This window comes from Pseudomonas shirazensis (assembly GCF_050496565.1).
GTDB lineage: Bacteria > Pseudomonadota > Gammaproteobacteria > Pseudomonadales > Pseudomonadaceae > Aquipseudomonas > Aquipseudomonas shirazensis_A.
Genome location: NZ_JBNWAE010000006.1, coordinates 166,617 through 183,010 on the forward strand (window position 1 = coordinate 166,617; position 16,394 = coordinate 183,010).

Sequence of the window (16,394 nt, forward strand, 5' to 3'; positions counted from 1 at the left end):
TTTGTGCACCGCTTCAGTGCATTCGGCTGGAGCGTGCAAGCCCTATCACACTCCATTCAGAGCCAAGGTAACAATGAGCCTGTTTTCCGCTGTCGAGCTGGCACCCCGCGACCCTATCCTGGGCCTCAACGAAGCTTTCAACACCGACCCGCGCACCGACAAGGTGAACCTGGGCGTCGGTGTTTACTGCAATGAGGAAGGCCGTATTCCGCTGCTGCGCGCAGTGATCGAAGCCGAGACCCAGCGTGCCGCACAGCATGCCTCGCGCGGCTATCTGCCGATCGATGGTATTGCCACCTACGACCAGGCTGTACAGAAGCTGCTGTTCGGCGCCGAATCGCCGCTGTTGGCCGCTGGCCGCGTGGTCACCGTGCAGGCCGTAGGCGGCACTGGCGCACTGAAGATCGGCGCAGATTTCCTCAAGCGCCTGTCGCCTGACGCGGTCGTTGCCATCAGCGATCCGAGCTGGGAAAACCACCGCGCGCTGTTCGAGACAGCCGGTTTCCCGGTTCAGAACTATCGCTACTACGATGCTGCCAGCCACGACGTCAATCGTGCCGGCATGCTCGAAGACCTCAACCAGCTGCCGTCGGGCTCGATCATCGTCCTGCATGCCTGCTGCCATAACCCGACCGGTGTCGACCTGACCCTGGACGACTGGAAAAACGTCCTGGAAGTGGTCAAGGCCAAGGGTCATGTGCCGTTCCTCGACATGGCCTATCAGGGCTTTGGCGCCGGCATTGCCGAGGACGCCTTTGCCGTGCGCCTGTTCGCCGAGTCGGGCCTGGACTTCTTTGTCTCCAGCTCGTTCTCCAAGTCGTTCTCGCTGTATGGCGAGCGCGTCGGCGCGCTGTCGATCGTCACCGCGTCCAAGGACGAAAGCACCCGCGTGCTGTCGCAGGTCAAGCGGGTTATCCGCACCACCTACTCCAACCCGCCGACCCACGGCGCGAGCATTGTCGCTGCGGTGCTGAACAGCCCTGAGCTGCGTCAGATGTGGGAAGACGAGCTGGGCGAGATGCGTAACCGCATTCACGGCATGCGCAAGCAGATGGTCGAGTTGCTGGCGACCTATGGTGCCCAGCGCGACTTCAGCTTTGTCGGTCGCCAGTGCGGGATGTTCTCCTACTCGGGCCTGACTGCCGAGCAGGTCAACCGCCTGAAGGATGAGTTCGGCATCTATGCGCTGGATACTGGCCGTATCTGTGTTGCTGCGCTGAACCAGAGCAACATTCACGTAGTGACCAAAGCTATCGTCGCGGTGCTTTGATGCCGCTGGGGGCTGTTCTGCAGCCCCCAACTCATTTCAGCCAGCACGCCCAATGGGGTAAAACTGGCCATGACTCCACACCCCGAGCCATTCCTCGCCGTCCACCAAGCGCGGCACTGCCAGCTCCACCAACTGATAGAACACGTTGCGATGCAACAGCGCCTCAAGGTTGCTGCGCATCAGGATGTACGGCGCAGGCTCCTGCTTGAGCGGATCAACCTCAACCCGCAACGGATGGTTACTGCCGGCTTCAACCACATCTTCGACATTGTTGGTAAAGCGCAGAACCTGTGCTTCCCCCGAGCCGATCACTTCTAACAACACCGCCACAAACGGCGCGTCATCGACCTGGATGCCGACTTTCTCGACCGGCGTCACCAAAAAGTAATCATCACCGTCACGGCGTAGGATATTGGAAAACAGCCGCACCATCGGTTTACGGCCAATTGGCGTGCCCTGGTAAAACCAGGTGCCATCACGGGCGATGCGCATGTCGATGTCGCCGCAGAAATCCGGGTTCCACAGGTGAACCGGCGCCGGTCCCTTGCCTTTCGGGATTTGCGCCAACAGATCATTGGCCTCGGCAGACTCGGTCATCACCCTCTCCTATCAGCGGCTCATACCCAACAGGCTACGAGCGTACTCGCGCATGGGCGCTGCGAGCAAATCCTGCGGGCTGTTGTCGTGGAACGTCAACAAACCGCCACGGCTTTTGATACGCGCGGTGTCGATCAGGTAACGGGTGCTGGTTTCGATCAACATCATCTGTACCACGCCGGTGTCCCAGCCAAGCCGGTCGACTGCCTGTTCGTCATACCACTCATCACCATTGCCGATGCGGTCGTCGGTGCGGGCGAAGCGGGTGTACAGCACGTAATGGGCGCCGACCGAGCGGGCTTCGGCGATGGCGTCCTCCAGGCCCAGCGGGCCTTGCGCACGACGCACCAGCGGGAAGTACTCGACAAAAGCCTTGAACGCCTCTTCGGCGACGATGTTCTGCTGCGGCAGCGGGCCTTTGCCCGGCGGCACGAATGCACCCTGGCCAATGTAGATGAACGAATCCGGTTGCAGGCGCACCGACAGGCTGCGCTGGGTATCGCTATGATCGAGCAGACCGGCATCGCTCATGTGATAGCGAACACCTTCGCCCATATCGCTGACATTCATGCAGCCACCAAGCGCCATCAGCGCCAGTAGCAAGACCAGGCTACGCATCTTTCCTCCAGAGGCCGGTGACGAAAAACCGGCGAATAGCCGCCAGATGCAGCTTTTGCGCCAGAGTCAGCCGCCGATCACTTTCATTACCGTTACCCCACCGGCGAACGCCAGCTCCTGTTTGTCAGCCAAGGCCTTCACAAGTAACCGCTGCAGCGCTGGCAAGGCCTGATGCCGGGGGCGATCAAGCAGATCACCGATATAGTGGCGATTGCTGCTCGACAGGCAGCCATGCAGCCAGCCGGTCGAGGACAAGCGCAGCCGCGAACAGGCGCGACAGAACGGCACGCTCTCGTTGGCGATAACGCCAAAATGGCCTTTACCGGGGATCTGGTAGCGCAATGCGGTGGCATCCACGGCGGCGCTGGCCTGTTCAAAGGCATGGTGCTGGCCAATCAGCGCCAGCAGTTCAGGCAGGCTGACCAACTGCTGGCGGAAGGCATTGCTGTCGCGCGCCAGGTGGCCCATGCGCATCAGCTCGATGAAACGCAGCTCGTAGCCGCGCTCCAGGCAGTAGTCGAGCAGCGGCGCAACCTGATCCAGGTTCTGCCCGCGCATCGGCACCATATTGACCTTGATGCGCATACCGGCAGCGCTGGCCTCTTGCATGCCAAGCAACACAGTGGCCAGGTCACCGCCGCGAGCAATGCCGCGAAATGCAGCAGCGTCGAGGGTATCCAGCGACACGTTCAAGCGGCGGAGACCCGCGGCCTGTAGCAGCGGCAGGCGCCGCGAAAGCAACTGGCCATTGGTGGTCAGGCTGATGTCCTGCAGGTCTAGGCCGGCGATGGCGCTGAGAAAGCCTTCGAGCCTGGGACTGATCAGTGGCTCGCCGCCAGTGATGCGCAGGCGTTCGATGCCGGCCGCCTCGATCAGGTAGGCGACCCCTCGTGCCAAGGCATCGCCAGAGAGTTCATCCTGCGCCGCCACCAAACGCTTGCCGTCGGGTACGCAGTAGGTACAAGCGTAGTTACAGGCCGCCGTCAGGCTGACCCGCAGGTTGCGAAAACGCCTGCCTTGGCGATCGACGATCATGGATGACTCCGACATGGAAGAATAAGCCGTGCAAAACCTGACTCATAAATCAGTTTTTTGCAAGCTCGCATGTCGGACAGCCCCGCAAATGATCACAGGGCGTTGCTGTCAGGCGTTTGGTTCGGGGTCGCGCTTACGCTTGTTGCCCATGCGCACGCCGATGTCCATCAAGAACTGGAAGAAACCTTCCTGATCTTCCAGCACATTGCTCCAGAACGGCGAGTGGTACAACGCCACGGCGCCATGCACCAGCGCCCAGGCGGCGCAGTAGTGGAAGTACGGCGGCACGTCTTCAAGTTTGCCTTCGCTGATACGACCCTTGATCAGTTGAGTCAGGTGATCGAAATTGGAGGCACGAATGCTGTGCAGCTCCTCGACCATCTCTGGCACCTGATTGCCCTTGACCACCTTCTCTTCAAGGCGATCGAACAGCCGATAGCGCTGCGGGTCACGCATGCGGAATTCGAAGTAGGCGCGCGACAGTGCTTCTTTGTCACGGTCGACATCGGCCGAGTGCAGCAAGGTGTTCAAATCGCGCTCATAGTCGAGCATCAGGCGCAGGTAGATCTCTGCCTTGGACTTGAAGTGCTTGTAGATCGTACCTTTGCCGATGCCAACGGCGTCGGCGATCATCTCGACGGTGACGCTGTCTTCACCCTGTTCAAGGAACAGTCTGAGGGCGGTATCAAGGATCTCTTGTTCGCGACGGCGAAACTCACGGACCTTACGCGGTTCTTTCTGCATGGGAGGCTGCATGGGGGAGGACTGGCTGACAATCGAAGCGGATTATTATGCCTATCTTGCAAGAAATTGCACGGATCATCGGCGCATGTCTGTGTTTCACGATAAGTTCGCAAACAGTCGGGTTTATTGGGGCAAGCTGCATACTGGCCAATCGAAGTGGCTCGAATGCAGGGAATGCACTGTGCATCCCGCGACGTATTCCAAATCTGTTTAAAAAACGACCAGTTGTCGCTGGCACTGTGCCAAAGCTGACCAATACTTGAAGTGTTGACGCGTCACATCCCCCCAAGTGGCGTGCCGATAAAGGTGCTCAGGGACCGCGCGCCTTTGTTTACTCCTAATGGTCTTAACCCGGTTTCCTCCCCCAGAATCCGGGTTTTTTTTGCCCGCCAATCCAGGCCGCAGCCGTCAGATCAGCGCACCCGCGCAAGCGGGAACAAGCGTTTGAAGTTGGCCGTGGTCTGCTCGGCCAATTGTGCATAACTGACGCCACGCAGCGACGCGACGTATTCGGCGACTTCGCGCACGTACTGAGGCAAGTTGGGCTTGCCTCGGTAAGGGATCGGCGCCAGGTACGGTGAATCTGTCTCGACCAGCAGACGATCGCTGGGTACCTGGCGGGCCACGTCGCGCAGCGCCTCGGCATTGCGGAAGGTGACAATGCCGGACAACGAGATGTAATAGCCCAGATCCAGCGCCGCCTTGGCCATCGGCCAGTCTTCAGTGAAACAGTGCAACACCCCGGCCTGCTCCAGGCTGGCTTCGCGCAACAGCGCCAAGGTGTCGGCCCTGGCTGCACGGGTATGCACGATCACCGGCTTGCCGGTCTGCCGCGAGGCCTCCAGGTGCAGGCGGAAAGACGCCTGCTGCAGGCTCGCCGCCTCCGGCTCGTAGTGATAGTCCAGGCCGGTCTCACCAATCGCCACGACGTGCGGATGCGCCAGTTCGTTGAGCAACCAGTCCAGCGCCGGGGTTTCTCCTGGCGCCAGGTCGAGTGGATGGATGCCCACCGAGCAATCGACATCCGCATACTGTTCACTCAACGCCTTTACCGCGCCGGCATTGTCGACACTCACGCCGATGCAGAGAAAGTGCCCTACCCCGCGCTCGCGCGCTGCCTGCAGGGCAGCATCGAGCGAGCCACCATGGGCACTCAGGTCTAGACGGTCGAGGTGGCAATGGGAATCTACGAGCATGGCAGCAGGACACACATTTAAAGAAAGGGAGTCAGCGTGAGCCTGGCAGCTGGACCCAATGGGCCAGCAAGGCTTCCAGTAACAACACGCGATTGAGGTTGGCCTTGCCCAGCACCTTCTGGCGCTGCTCGAGGATCCATGCCTGGGTTTCAAGCACCTTGCCCTGGCGGCTTTTCTGCGCCAGATACTGCAGTACCTTGCGCATGTCCGCCAGGCCCAGGCCTTGTTCGTCCTGAGTCATCTGATAGCGCAGGATCAAGTGCGACCATTCAAAGAACCAGTCAAACAGCAATAGCAGCGGCACGCTGTTCCACGACTCGGCCAGTTGCGTCGGTGACTGTTGCTGCTTGAGCAGTTTTTTCACGCCCTCGGTGACCTGCGCACGCTGCTCGAGGACACCTTGCGCGTGCAGCTTGGCCGCCATCAGTGGCGATCCTGCCGCCAGGGTCAGCAGCTCCTCGCGTTCTCCCGGCTCACTGTCTGGCAACGCATTGGCGAGCCAGGCCTGGCTTTGGGCAAGGTTTGGTTGCGGACATACAACTTGCTGGCAGCGGCTCTTGATGGTCGGCAACAGCCGGCTCGGCTGATGGCTGACCAGCAGCAGCACCGTATTACCGGACGGTTCTTCCAGACTCTTGAGCAAGGCGTTGGAGGCATTGATGTTCATGGCCTCGACCGGTTCGATCAGGATCACCTTGCGCCCGCCCAACTGAGCGGTCTGAACAACAAACGACACCAGATCGCGAACCTGGTCGATCTTGATCGGCTTGTCGACGTCCTCAGGCTCCAACACGTAGTTGTCCGGATGGCTGCCAGCGCGCAGCAACAGGCATGACTTGCACTGCCCGCAGGCATCAGCGCCTTGCGGCTGCTGGCACAACAAACGCGCCATCAGGCGCTCGGCCAGGGCCCGCTTGCCAATCCCCTGCGGACCGTGCAGCAGGTAGGCATGGGCATGCTGGCTGCGCCCGGCCAATTGCTGCCAGAGCGTATCCTGCCAGGCGAAGGCCTCAGCCACGGGCGCGCTCCAGCATGGCCGGCAACAAGCTGTCGATGTCACGCTGCACCGCCTCCAGCGATTGACCGGCGTCGAGGATGCTGTAGCGCTGCGGGTCAGCCTCGGCCCGTGCCAGATAGGCGTGGCGCACGGCCTCGAAGAAGGCTGTGCCTTCTTGCTCGAAGCGGTCCAACCTGCCGCGAGCAGCCGCACGTGACAGGCCGATCTCGATCGGCAGGTCGAACACCAGCGTCAGATCAGGGCGCAGATCGCCTTGGACAAATGTTTCCAGCGTAGCAATGCGCTCGACCGGCAAGCCGCGGCCGCCGCCTTGATAGGCGTAGGTGGCATCGGTGAAGCGGTCGCACAAGACCACTGCACCGCTCGCCAGCGCCGGGCGGATGACCTTGGCCAGGTGCTGGGCACGCGCCGCGAACATCAACAGCAATTCAGTATCCGCTGCCATGCTCTCGTCGCTGGGTGCCAGCAGCAGCTCACGAATCTGTTCAGCAACCGGTGTGCCGCCTGGCTCGCGGGTCAGCACCACATCCAGGCCCTGCTCGCGCAAGCGCTGCGCCAGGTACTCGCGGTTGGTGCTCTTGCCCGCGCCTTCGGGGCCTTCCAGGGTAATAAACAAGCCGCTCACGCGCAGTCCTTAGGGTTTGTCATCGGGGGTCGGCGCCGCTGCCGGAGCAGCGTCGGTCGCTGGTGCGGTTGGCGGTGTTGACGCAGGTACGTCTGCCGGTGCATCCGCAGCAGGTGACGCCTGGTCTCCCGCTGCCGGTTCTGGTTGCTCAATCGCATCCGGCTGCGCCTGCGGCGCGGGGCTGGAGCGGTAGTCGCTGCGGCGCTTGAGTTGATACTCGCGCACGGCCGAGTTGTGGTTGTCGAGGTCGTCGGAGAACACGTGACTGCCGTCACCACGGGCAACGAAGTACAGGCTGGTGCCGTTGGCCGGATTCAGCGCGGCATGAATCGCCTCGCGGCCGACGATAGCGATCGGCGTCGGCGGCAGGCCGCTGATGGTGTAGGTATTGTAGGGCGTGGGCTCACGCAGGTCGGCACGGGTGATCTTGCCGTTATACCGCTCACCCATGCCATAGATCACGGTCGGATCGGTCTGCAGCATCATGCCCAGGCGCAGACGCCGCACGAACACCCCGGCAATCTGCGCGCGCTCTTGCGGGATACCGGTTTCCTTCTCGACCAGCGAAGCCATGATCAGCGCCTGGTACGGGTCGCGGTATGGCAGATCAGAGGCCCGCTCGGCCCATTCCTTGGCCAGCACCTGCTCAAGACGCATGTACGCCTGCTGCAGGAACTCGACATCGCTCATGCCACGCACGAAGCGGTAGGTATCAGGGAAAAAGCGCCCCTCAGGGAAAACACCACTGTGGCCGAGCTTGTCCATCACCTCGGCATCGGACAAACCGTCCAAGGTCTGGGTGATTTTCTCGTGCTTGGCCACTGCCGCGCGCACCTGGCGGAAGGTCCAGCCTTCGACCAGCGTCAGGTTGTACTGGACCACGTCGCCACGGCGCCAGGCATCGAACAGCTGGTTGACGGTCATGCCCGGGGTCAGCCGGTATTCACCGGTGTGCAGGGGCGTGCCGGCCATGTTGAAGCGCCAGTAAAGGCGCAGCCAGACGGCATCGTCGAGCAAGCCGTCGGTCTGCATGCGGTAGAACATGCGATTGGGTGTGGTGCCATTGGGCACCTCGAGCATCCGCTCCTGCTCGACGTGCAGGGGCTGCTCAAGGGCCGAATGGACTTTCCAGGCCGACCAGCCCAACGCCAGACCGGCAAGGATCAAGCCTATTTCCAGCAGCAGGAGAAATTTGCGTCTCACGAATCAGGTATCCAGTAACGTCCGGGCAACGGCCTGCAGTTTACGGGTGAGCGGCCCCGCCGGCCAGTTCAGCTTGAGCGCAGAGCACTCCAGAACCGGCCAGATTCCATACACGCTGTTGCAGAGAAAGACTTCCTCGGCCTGTTCCAGGTCAGCCAGGGTCAGATCACTCACCTGCACGCGGATGCCCAATGCCGGCGCTTGCGCCAGCAAGGCGCCGCGCATTACCCCGGCTACACCGCAGCGACTCAGCTCAGGCGTATGCAGCACCCCGCCACGAACCATGAACAGATTGCTGTAAACGCCCTCGATGACCCGCCCGTGACTGTCACGGACCAGCCCCTCCGCGTGCTCGGCGTCCTGCCATTCGGCGCGGGCCAGCACTTGCTCAAGACGATTGAGGTGTTTGAGGCCAGCCAACAGGGGTTGCTCCGCCAGGCGCGTCTGGCAGGCGAACAAGCGCACGCCTTGCTCGGCATTGACTGCGGGATACTGTGGCAGCGGGCTGCCCTGAAGGATGCGCCGAGCCGCGGCGCCAATGCCTGGCGCGTAGCCGCGCTGGCTGTCGCCACGGGTGACGATCAGCTTGGCTACGCCCTCGCCTAGATGGCTGGCAAAGCGCAGCAGTTCATCGCGTACCAGTGGCAGGTCGATGCTGATAGCCAGACGCTGGCAGCCCAGTGCGAGGCGCTGCAAGTGCAGCTCCAGCAGGCTGGGCTTGCCGGCACGTACGGCGATGGTTTCGAACAAACCATCGCCGTAGGCCAGCCCGCGGTTATGCAGGTTGACTGCAGTCGCGGGTTGGCCGTCGATCCAGCTGTGCATCAGTCGGCGAACCGGCGGAACACCAGCGAGCCGTTGGTACCACCAAAGCCGAACGAGTTGGACAGCACCACGTCGATCGGCATGCTGCGGGCGTGATGGGCAACGAAGTCGAGATCGCAGCCTTCGTCCGGCTCATCCAGGTTGATGGTCGGCGGCGCCATCTGGCTGTTGATCGCCAGCACACTGAAGATCGCTTCCACGGCACCGGCAGCACCGAGCAGGTGACCTGTCATCGACTTGGTCGAACTCACAGCCACCTTGTATGCATGCTCACCAAACACACGCTTGATCGCGGCCACTTCGGCGATGTCGCCAGCCGGGGTCGAGGTGCCGTGGGCATTGATGTAGCTGACTTCTTCCGGGGCGATACCGGCATCGCGCAGGGCGTTGGTCATGCAGCGCGCCGCACCCTCACCGGAATCCGGTGGCGAGGTCATGTGATAGGCATCACCGCTCATGCCAAAGCCAACCAACTCGGCATAGATGGTGGCGCCGCGCGCCTTGGCGTGCTCGAGCTCTTCGAGCACCAGCGCACCGGCACCGTCGGACAGCACGAAACCATCACGGCCCTTGTCCCAAGGCCGGCTGGCCCGGGTTGGCTCGTCATTGCGCGTCGACAGCGCCCGCGAAGCACCGAAGCCGCCCATGCCCAGGCCACACGCGGCCATTTCAGCGCCACCGGCGATCATCACATCGGCTTCACCGTAGGCAATGTTGCGCGCGGCCATGCCGATGCAATGGGTGCCGGTGGTGCAGGCGGTGGCGATGGCATAGTTCGGACCCTGCAGACCCAGATGGATCGACAGGAAGCCGGAGATCATGTTGATGATCGAACCTGGCACAAAGAACGGCGAGATGCGCCGCGGGCCTTGCTCGTGCAGGGTCCGGCTGGTCTCTTCGATGTTGGTCAGGCCGCCGATACCGGAGCCCATGGCTACGCCGATCCGCTCACGGTTGCTGTCGTTGATTTCCAGCCCGGCGTTACGAAACGCCTGGAAACCTGCGGCCAGGCCGTATTGAATGAACAAGTCGAGCTTGCGGGCCTCTTTGACCGACAAGTACTGCTCGACTTCAAAGCCTTTCACCGAGCCGCCAAAACGGGTGGAGTAGGCCGTCAGATCGGAATGTTCGATCGGACCGATGCCACTGCGGCCAGCCAGAATGCCCTGCCAGGTGCTCGGTACATCGGTACCCAGCGGCGACAGCATGCCCATACCAGTGACCACGACGCGTCTACGCGACACAGTACTCTCCTCATTGTCCAGTAACAGAGTCTCTTGCCGTTGCATTCTGCAGCAAAAGGCAATGGCAAAAGGCTCTTGGGGCCTGTTTCACACATCTCGCAAAGAAAAAACCGCACGCCAGTGACGGCAGTGCGGTTTTCCCCGACAAGAAGCGTCGACTACAAACGTCTTAAGCCTGGTGGCTGGTGACGTAGTCGATAGCAGCTTGAACGGTAGTGATTTTTTCGGCTTCTTCGTCAGGGATTTCGGTCTCGAATTCCTCTTCCAGAGCCATCACCAGCTCAACGGTGTCAAGCGAGTCGGCACCCAGGTCTTCGACGAAGGAAGAGGTGTTCTTCACTTCTTCTTCCTTGACGCCCAGTTGCTCGGCGACGATTTTCTTGACGCGCTCTTCGATGGTGCTCATACCTAGTTTTCACTCCTAATGGACATATGTCAGGCAGCTGGCCGGTGACCGAGTTTATAGCAAGACGCCTGCTTTTCAAGCGTAACGCGCCCTGCCATCAACTGGCTAAGTGGTCACTCGACCCTCTGCCCGGAATCTGGTTGCAGCTTTATAACGGATTTTAAGCTCGGAGTATGACTCTTTTTTGAAGCAATCCGTCACATTGAGTTGCGGTGTTACATGTACATCCCGCCGTTCACAGGCACTGTAGCACCTGTGACATAGGCTGCGCCGTCGGACGCCAGGAAAGCAACTACCTTGGCGATTTCGTCGGCTTGGCCCAGACGGCCCAGCGGAATCTGAGTCTGCAACGCTTCACGTTGTGCCTCTGGCAGCTCACGGGTCATATCGGTGTCGATAAAACCTGGAGTTACCGAGTTGACGGTGATGTTGCGCGACCCGACTTCACGTGCCAGAGCGCGGCTGAAACCTTCCAGACCGGCTTTGGCGGCGGCATAGTTTACCTGACCGGCGTTGCCCATGGCACCCACAACCGAGCCGATGCTGATAATGCGGCCCCAACGCGCCTTGGTCATGCCGCGCAGCACGCCCTTGGACAAGCGGTACAGGCTGTTGAGGTTGGTGTCGATCACGTCGAACCACTCGTCGTCTTTCATCCGCAGCATCAGGTTGTCGCGGGTGATGCCGGCGTTGTTAATCAGGATCGCGGTAGTACCGAACTGCTCCTGAATCGCGGCCAGGACGCTGTTGACCGACGCTTCGTCAGTCACGTTCAGCTCCATGCCGGCGCCGGTGATGCCATGCTCCTTGAGCGTGGCAGCAATGCGCTCGGCACCCGAGGCAGAGGTCGCGGTACCGATGACGGTAGCGCCCTGACGGCCCAGTTCGAGGGCGATGGCCTGGCCGATGCCACGGCTGGCGCCGGTGACCAGTGCAACTTTACCTTGCAGGCTCATGCAAGCTTCTCCAGTTTCAGGCCAGCGCCGCACGGGTGGCGGCGATGGCATCAGGGGTATTGAGGTTGTAGGTGGTCACGCCTTCAGCGCAACGCTTGTTCAGGCCGGCCAGGACCTTGCCCGGGCCGCACTCGACCAGATTGACTGCACCATTGGCCGCCAGGGTCTGCACGCATTCAACCCAGCGCACGGGCTGGTACAACTGGGCCAGCAGGTCTTGCTTGAGTACGCTCAGGTCAGCCGGGATGGCTGCAGAAACGTTCTGCACCACAGGGATCTGCGGCGCCTGCCAGTCGATGGCGTTGACCGACTCGGCAAAGCGCTCGGCAGCAGGCTGCATCAGGGCGCAGTGCGAAGGCACGCTGACCGCCAGCGGCAAGGCGCGTTTGGCGCCCTTGGCCTTGCACAGCTCCATGGCGCGATCTACCGCTGCCTTGTTGCCAGCAATGACCACCTGCCCTGGCGAGTTGAAGTTGACCGCGCTGACCACTTGGTCTTCTGCGGCTTCAGCGCAGATGCTGACAACTACCTCATCGTCCAGACCGAGAATCGCGGCCATGCCGCCATGGCCTGCCGGGACCGCTTCCTGCATCAGCTGGCCACGGCGCTCGACCAGGCGCACTGCGTCTTTCAGGCTGAGGCTGCCGGCAGCGACCAAGGCGCTGTACTCGCCAAGGCTGTGCCCGGCGACGAACGCAGGCTTCGCGCCACCCTGGGCCAGCCACAGGCGCCACAAGGCGATTGAGGCCGTGAGGATGGCCGGCTGAGTCTTGTCGGTTTGATTGAGTTGCTCTTCCGGACCTTGCTGAACCAGTGCCCACAGGTCGTAGCCCAGAGCGTCGGAAGCTTCCTTGAAGGTTTCGACGATCACCGGCTCTACTGCGCCGATTTCGGCGAGCATGCCCAGTGATTGGGAACCTTGACCCGGAAAGACAAATGCGAGGGATGCAGACATTGAACAAGCCCTTATGATCTTGTCGTCGGAGAGGATGCGTCCAGCCCACGGCCGTACGCGGAATCTGAAAACTTGGATGGATACGAAAACCCAGCGGTCACATTTAACCACCTCATGGCGATTATGCCTAAGGCAGCAGGTCTTCAAGGCGACTGTGCAGGCGCCCTGGCAGGTTTTCCTCGATCTCGATCAGCGCACGCTGGATAGCGCTCTGCAGGCCCTCGACCCCTGCCGAACCGTGACTCTTGATGACGATGCCCTGCAAACCGAGAAAACTCGCGCCATTGTGCCGTGCAGGCGCCAGATCAGCCTGCAAGCGCTTGAGCAGTGGCATGGCCAACACGCCAACAGCGCGGGCCAGCACACCACCCTTGAACAGCGCCTCGATCCTGGCACTGATCATGGTTGCCAGGCCTTCGCTGGACTTGAGCAGGATATTGCCGACAAAGCCGTCACACACCACGACATCCGCTTCGCCGCGGTACAGGCCATCACCCTCGACAAAGCCGACGTAATTGATACCGCGGGCATTCTGCAGCAGCGTGGCCGCCAGCTTGACCTGCTGATTGCCTTTGATGTCTTCGGTGCCGATGTTGAGCAGCGCCACACGTGGGCTCTGAATGCCCAGGGCCTGCGCCGCCACCGAGCCCATCAAGGCGAACTGGTAGAGGTGCTCGGCACTGCAGTCAACGTTGGCGCCCAGATCGAGCAACTGGCAAAAGCCTGACTGGGTCGGGATCGCCGCGACCATGGCCGGCCGGTCAATGCCTGGCACGGTCTTGAGGACAAAGCGCGACAGCGCCATCAGCGCGCCGGTATTGCCGGCACTGACGCAGGCCTGGGCCTTGCCGTCCCGCACCAGTTCGAGGGCAATGCGCATCGACGAGTCAGGCTTGCTGCGCAACGCTTGCGAAGGCCGCTCGTCCATCTCCACCACTTCACTGGCCGCCACAATCTGCAGGCGCGCGCGATCGGCAGCTGCAAGGCCGCTGACGAGTGGTTCAAGAAGGGAGGGTTGACCGACGAGGGTCAGGTGCAGCGAGGGCGTAGCCGAGAGGCAAGCGATACTTGCCTGAACAATGTTGCGGGGACCGAAGTCCCCGCCCATTGCGTCGATCGCGATGATCTGAGCGGACAAGATTTACTCGTCAGCGCCCTTGTCGATCACTTTGCGGCCACGGTAAACGCCTTCTGGCGAAACGTGGTGACGCAGGTGAATTTCACCGGTGGTTTTTTCTACCGACAGCGCGTTTTCCGACAGGGCATCGTGCGAACGACGCATGTCACGGGCAGAGCGGGATTTTTTGTTCTGCTGAACAGCCATAATTGATTAACTCCTAAACGTTTGGGTCACGCTTTAACTGCGCCAGGACGCTGAACGGGTTGGACCGCGTTACCTCGTCCTCGCTCGATTCGGGCTCATCGAGGCCCGCCGGCTGCTGGCATTCTTCCGGATGATGAGCAGGCACGATGGGCAAGGCGAGCAAAAGCTCTTCCTCGATCAGCGCCTGCAGATCCAAAGGATCTTCGCCCAGTTCCAGCACGTCATAGCCTTTCGGCAACGACTGGGTATTCGCACCCTCCTTCACCACCGCGTAGGAACACTCGCTGTGGATCGGTAGGGTGACCAGCTCAAGACAACGCTGGCAAACCATTTTGACTTCGACGTCGAGCTCGCTGTGGATAACCACGGCATGCTGTTCATCTCGTTCAAAAACGAACTTCGCCTGCACCGTACCGACATTGTCGGAAAGCGGGTCGCAGAGTCTTTCCAAATCAGCGAGTTGCGACGAACCTTGGAGGGTTACGCCACGATCGGCCAATTTGCGCGGGTCAACGTGAGGTGGAATCGGGTCATTCAACATAGGCGCAGCATTCTAGGGATGGCCCCCGCCCCTGTCAAAGGAAATTCGGCGGCAAGTGGATGATAGAATCGGTTGATCTGCCAAGGAGTCTACCATGCTGCCCCTGTTACTGGCTTCCAGCTCTGCCTACCGGCGCGAATTGCTCGCCCGCCTGCGCCTGCCCTTCACCTCGGCAAGCCCCGACCTAGACGAACAGCGCCTGCCTGACGAACCCGCCATCGCGCTGGTCAAGCGGCTGGCGCAGCAAAAGGCCGAGGCATTGGCAGCAACCCACCCCAGCCATCTGATCATTGGCTCTGATCAGGTCGCGGTGCTCGGCGAACAGATCCTTGGCAAGCCGCACACGTTCGAGCGCGCCTGCGAGCAGTTGCTTGCCGCAAGCGGCCAGCAGGTGACCTTCCTGACCGGCCTGGCACTGCTCAACAGCAGCAGCGGCCACTGCCAGGTCGACTGCGTGCCGTTCACGGTGGTTATGCGCGAGTTGAGCCAGGCCAGCATCGAGCGCTATCTGCGCGCAGAGCAGCCCTACGACTGCGCCGGCAGCTTCAAGGCCGAGGGGTTGGGAGTAAGCCTGTTCCAGAGCACCCACGGCAGCGACGCGACCAGCCTGGTCGGGCTGCCGCTGATTCGGCTGGTGGATATGCTGTTGGTGGAAGGCGTGCAGGTGCCTTGAGGAATCATGATCTCTGGGCATCTTCAGAATTGCGAATGACTTGAGTACGCCGGGGCTGCGTTGCAGCCCTTTCGCGACACAAGGCCGCTCCTACAGTTGGGCGTCTGTAGGAGCGGCCTTGTGTCGCGAAAGGGTCGCGTAGCGGCCCCAGCATCGTTAGCCAGCAACGCTTAACGCAGGGTCGGGCCCTGGAAGCCCATCCACATCGCCAGGTGCTCAGCTACGCTGGCGCCGATGCGCTTGGAGAAGCGATCGAATGGCGATTCCTGAACAGTGAAATCCACCAGGTTCTTCTCGCCAACGATGTCTCTGGCGACGTAGCTGGCACTGCCCAGACCATCGACCAGACCCAGCGCCTTGGCCTGCTCACCAGACCAGATCAGGCCACTGAACAGCTCAGGGTGCTCTTTGTCCTTGAGCCGATCACCACGCCCCTGCTTGACCATCGCAATGAACTGCTGGTGAGTGGTGTTGAGCACACCCTGCCAGAACTCGGTCTCTTCAGGCTTTTGCGGCGAGAACGGATCGAGGAACGCCTTGTGCTCGCCCGCCGTGTAGGTGCGCCGCTCGATGCCCAGCTTGTCCATGGCGCCGACAAAGCCATAGCCCGCCGCGGTGACGCCGATCGAACCAACCAGGCTGGCCTTGTCGGCGTAGATCTCATCGGCAGCACTGGCGATGTAATAGGCGCCCGAGGCACCGAGGTCGGTGATCACTGCGTACAGCTTGATCTGCGGGTATTCAGCGCGCAGGCGGCGAATCTCGTCATAGACGTAACCGGACTGCACCGGGCTGCCGCCTGGGCTGTTGATGCGCATCACCACTGCCTTGGTATTGGCATCCTTGAATGCCTCGCGCAGGCTCTTGATCAGGTTGTCGGCACTAGCCGCCTCCTGATCAGCGATAACCCCACGCACCTCGACCAGCGCGGTATGAGCGCCACTACGCGAAGCAGCGCCGTCCATGCTCATCAGCGGCGAGAACAGGAACAGGATGCCGAACAGGTAGAGGAACGTCAGCAGCTTGAAGAAAATCCCCCAGCGTCGCGCTCGACGCTGCTCCTGCACGCCGGCAAGGAGGGTTTTCTCCAGCAGCTTCCAGCTCTTGCGATCTTCACTCTCGACCACTTCGGTCTCGGGCGCTTTCCACTCGTCAGCCATGCTC

At 61.3% G+C, this 16,394-nt stretch carries 19 protein-coding genes; 2 read left to right on the forward strand and 17 right to left on the reverse strand.

Annotation, left to right across the window (positions count from 1 at the left end):
• Positions 1 to 73: 73 nt before the first annotated feature.
• Complete coding sequence (locus tag ACQZ2L_RS11120) at positions 74 to 1,270, forward strand: amino acid aminotransferase (protein WP_430326076.1); 1,197 nt, start codon at positions 74 to 76, stop codon at positions 1,268 to 1,270.
• A gap of 36 nt (positions 1,271 to 1,306) precedes the next feature.
• Here the strand turns inward: ACQZ2L_RS11120 and ACQZ2L_RS11125 are convergent, their stop codons facing one another.
• From ACQZ2L_RS11125 to ACQZ2L_RS11200, 16 genes are all read right to left on the reverse strand, one after another.
• Positions 1,307 to 1,867, reverse strand: coding sequence for a DUF1285 domain-containing protein (locus tag ACQZ2L_RS11125; protein ID WP_430326077.1), 561 nt, complete (start codon positions 1,865 to 1,867; stop codon positions 1,307 to 1,309).
• A 12-nt stretch (positions 1,868 to 1,879) separates the two neighbouring features.
• A complete protein-coding gene (locus ACQZ2L_RS11130; RefSeq protein ID WP_101321464.1) occupies positions 1,880 to 2,485 on the reverse strand; it encodes a DUF4823 domain-containing protein in 606 nt (201 codons plus the stop codon).
• Between the two features lie 66 nt (positions 2,486 to 2,551).
• Positions 2,552 to 3,520, reverse strand: a complete 969-nt coding sequence (locus ACQZ2L_RS11135) for a GTP 3',8-cyclase MoaA (RefSeq protein WP_430326078.1) — start codon at positions 3,518 to 3,520, stop codon at positions 2,552 to 2,554.
• Positions 3,521 to 3,628: 108 nt separating this feature from the next.
• Positions 3,629 to 4,264: a TetR/AcrR family transcriptional regulator gene (locus ACQZ2L_RS11140; RefSeq protein ID WP_430326079.1), complete on the reverse strand. Its 636-nt coding sequence runs from the start codon at positions 4,262 to 4,264 to the stop codon at positions 3,629 to 3,631.
• A 413-nt stretch (positions 4,265 to 4,677) separates the two neighbouring features.
• Complete coding sequence (locus ACQZ2L_RS11145) at positions 4,678 to 5,460, reverse strand: TatD family hydrolase (protein ID WP_430326080.1); 783 nt, start codon at positions 5,458 to 5,460, stop codon at positions 4,678 to 4,680.
• Positions 5,461 to 5,491: 31 nt separating this feature from the next.
• On the reverse strand, positions 5,492 to 6,478 hold the full coding sequence (locus ACQZ2L_RS11150; protein WP_430326081.1) for a DNA polymerase III subunit delta': 987 nt from the start codon (positions 6,476 to 6,478) through the stop codon (positions 5,492 to 5,494).
• Positions 6,471 to 7,103: a dTMP kinase gene (gene tmk, locus ACQZ2L_RS11155; RefSeq protein WP_430326082.1), complete on the reverse strand. Its 633-nt coding sequence runs from the start codon at positions 7,101 to 7,103 to the stop codon at positions 6,471 to 6,473. Before tmk ends, ACQZ2L_RS11150 begins: the two co-directional genes overlap by 8 nt.
• A 9-nt stretch (positions 7,104 to 7,112) precedes the next feature.
• Positions 7,113 to 8,306: an endolytic transglycosylase MltG gene (gene mltG, locus ACQZ2L_RS11160; RefSeq protein WP_430326083.1), complete on the reverse strand. Its 1,194-nt coding sequence runs from the start codon at positions 8,304 to 8,306 to the stop codon at positions 7,113 to 7,115.
• 3 nt (positions 8,307 to 8,309) lie between these two features.
• On the reverse strand, positions 8,310 to 9,131 hold the full coding sequence (gene pabC / locus ACQZ2L_RS11165) for an aminodeoxychorismate lyase (RefSeq protein WP_430326084.1): 822 nt from the start codon (positions 9,129 to 9,131) through the stop codon (positions 8,310 to 8,312).
• Positions 9,131 to 10,375 carry a beta-ketoacyl-ACP synthase II gene (gene fabF, locus ACQZ2L_RS11170; RefSeq protein WP_101321480.1) on the reverse strand — a complete coding sequence of 415 codons (1,245 nt, stop codon included), beginning with the start codon at positions 10,373 to 10,375 and terminating at the stop codon, positions 9,131 to 9,133. The genes pabC and fabF overlap by 1 nt, the downstream gene beginning before the upstream one ends.
• A gap of 169 nt (positions 10,376 to 10,544) precedes the next feature.
• Complete coding sequence (gene acpP / locus ACQZ2L_RS11175; RefSeq protein ID WP_430326085.1) at positions 10,545 to 10,781, reverse strand: acyl carrier protein; 237 nt, start codon at positions 10,779 to 10,781, stop codon at positions 10,545 to 10,547.
• A 215-nt stretch (positions 10,782 to 10,996) separates the two neighbouring features.
• Positions 10,997 to 11,737, reverse strand: a complete 741-nt coding sequence (gene fabG / locus ACQZ2L_RS11180) for a 3-oxoacyl-ACP reductase FabG (RefSeq protein WP_430326086.1) — start codon at positions 11,735 to 11,737, stop codon at positions 10,997 to 10,999.
• Positions 11,738 to 11,753: 16 nt separating this feature from the next.
• Positions 11,754 to 12,692 (reverse strand): ACP S-malonyltransferase, encoded by a 939-nt coding sequence (gene fabD, locus ACQZ2L_RS11185; protein ID WP_430326087.1) that lies wholly within the window; start codon positions 12,690 to 12,692, stop codon positions 11,754 to 11,756.
• Positions 12,693 to 12,819: 127 nt separating this feature from the next.
• Positions 12,820 to 13,830 carry a phosphate acyltransferase PlsX gene (plsX, locus tag ACQZ2L_RS11190; RefSeq protein ID WP_430326088.1) on the reverse strand — a complete coding sequence of 337 codons (1,011 nt, stop codon included), beginning with the start codon at positions 13,828 to 13,830 and terminating at the stop codon, positions 12,820 to 12,822.
• Positions 13,831 to 13,833: 3 nt separating this feature from the next.
• Positions 13,834 to 14,016 (reverse strand): 50S ribosomal protein L32, encoded by a 183-nt coding sequence (rpmF, locus tag ACQZ2L_RS11195; protein WP_016485486.1) that lies wholly within the window; start codon positions 14,014 to 14,016, stop codon positions 13,834 to 13,836.
• A gap of 13 nt (positions 14,017 to 14,029) precedes the next feature.
• Positions 14,030 to 14,557, reverse strand: coding sequence for a YceD family protein (locus tag ACQZ2L_RS11200; protein ID WP_314878168.1), 528 nt, complete (start codon positions 14,555 to 14,557; stop codon positions 14,030 to 14,032).
• A gap of 94 nt (positions 14,558 to 14,651) precedes the next feature.
• On the opposite strand from ACQZ2L_RS11200, the gene ACQZ2L_RS11205 reads away from it, so the two are divergent.
• Positions 14,652 to 15,230 (forward strand): Maf family protein, encoded by a 579-nt coding sequence (locus ACQZ2L_RS11205; RefSeq protein WP_430326089.1) that lies wholly within the window; start codon positions 14,652 to 14,654, stop codon positions 15,228 to 15,230.
• Positions 15,231 to 15,400: 170 nt separating this feature from the next.
• Here ACQZ2L_RS11205 and sppA read toward each other — a convergent pair whose 3' ends face one another.
• On the reverse strand, positions 15,401 to 16,390 hold the full coding sequence (gene sppA, locus ACQZ2L_RS11210; RefSeq protein ID WP_430326090.1) for a signal peptide peptidase SppA: 990 nt from the start codon (positions 16,388 to 16,390) through the stop codon (positions 15,401 to 15,403).
• Positions 16,391 to 16,394: the final 4 nt, after the last annotated feature.

Excerpts from the sequence above, each read along its gene's own strand:
- ACQZ2L_RS11120 (WP_430326076.1), top strand. The coding sequence starts at position 74 with ATGAGCCTGTTTTCCGCTGTCGAGCTGGCACCCCGCGACCCTATCCTG.
- ACQZ2L_RS11125 (WP_430326077.1), bottom strand. The coding sequence starts at position 1,867 with ATGACCGAGTCTGCCGAGGCCAATGATCTGTTGGCGCAAATCCCGAAA.
- ACQZ2L_RS11130 (WP_101321464.1), bottom strand. The coding sequence starts at position 2,485 with ATGCGTAGCCTGGTCTTGCTACTGGCGCTGATGGCGCTTGGTGGCTGC.
- ACQZ2L_RS11135 (WP_430326078.1), bottom strand. The coding sequence starts at position 3,520 with ATGATCGTCGATCGCCAAGGCAGGCGTTTTCGCAACCTGCGGGTCAGC.
- ACQZ2L_RS11140 (WP_430326079.1), bottom strand. The coding sequence starts at position 4,264 with ATGCAGAAAGAACCGCGTAAGGTCCGTGAGTTTCGCCGTCGCGAACAA.
- ACQZ2L_RS11145 (WP_430326080.1), bottom strand. The coding sequence starts at position 5,460 with ATGCTCGTAGATTCCCATTGCCACCTCGACCGTCTAGACCTGAGTGCC.
- pabC (WP_430326084.1), bottom strand. The coding sequence starts at position 9,131 with ATGCACAGCTGGATCGACGGCCAACCCGCGACTGCAGTCAACCTGCAT.
- acpP (WP_430326085.1), bottom strand. The coding sequence starts at position 10,781 with ATGAGCACCATCGAAGAGCGCGTCAAGAAAATCGTCGCCGAGCAACTG.
- fabG (WP_430326086.1), bottom strand. The coding sequence starts at position 11,737 with ATGAGCCTGCAAGGTAAAGTTGCACTGGTCACCGGCGCCAGCCGTGGC.
- fabD (WP_430326087.1), bottom strand. The coding sequence starts at position 12,692 with ATGTCTGCATCCCTCGCATTTGTCTTTCCGGGTCAAGGTTCCCAATCA.
- rpmF (WP_016485486.1), bottom strand. The coding sequence starts at position 14,016 with ATGGCTGTTCAGCAGAACAAAAAATCCCGCTCTGCCCGTGACATGCGT.
- ACQZ2L_RS11200 (WP_314878168.1), bottom strand. The coding sequence starts at position 14,557 with ATGTTGAATGACCCGATTCCACCTCACGTTGACCCGCGCAAATTGGCC.
- ACQZ2L_RS11205 (WP_430326089.1), top strand. The coding sequence starts at position 14,652 with ATGCTGCCCCTGTTACTGGCTTCCAGCTCTGCCTACCGGCGCGAATTG.
- sppA (WP_430326090.1), bottom strand. The coding sequence starts at position 16,390 with ATGGCTGACGAGTGGAAAGCGCCCGAGACCGAAGTGGTCGAGAGTGAA.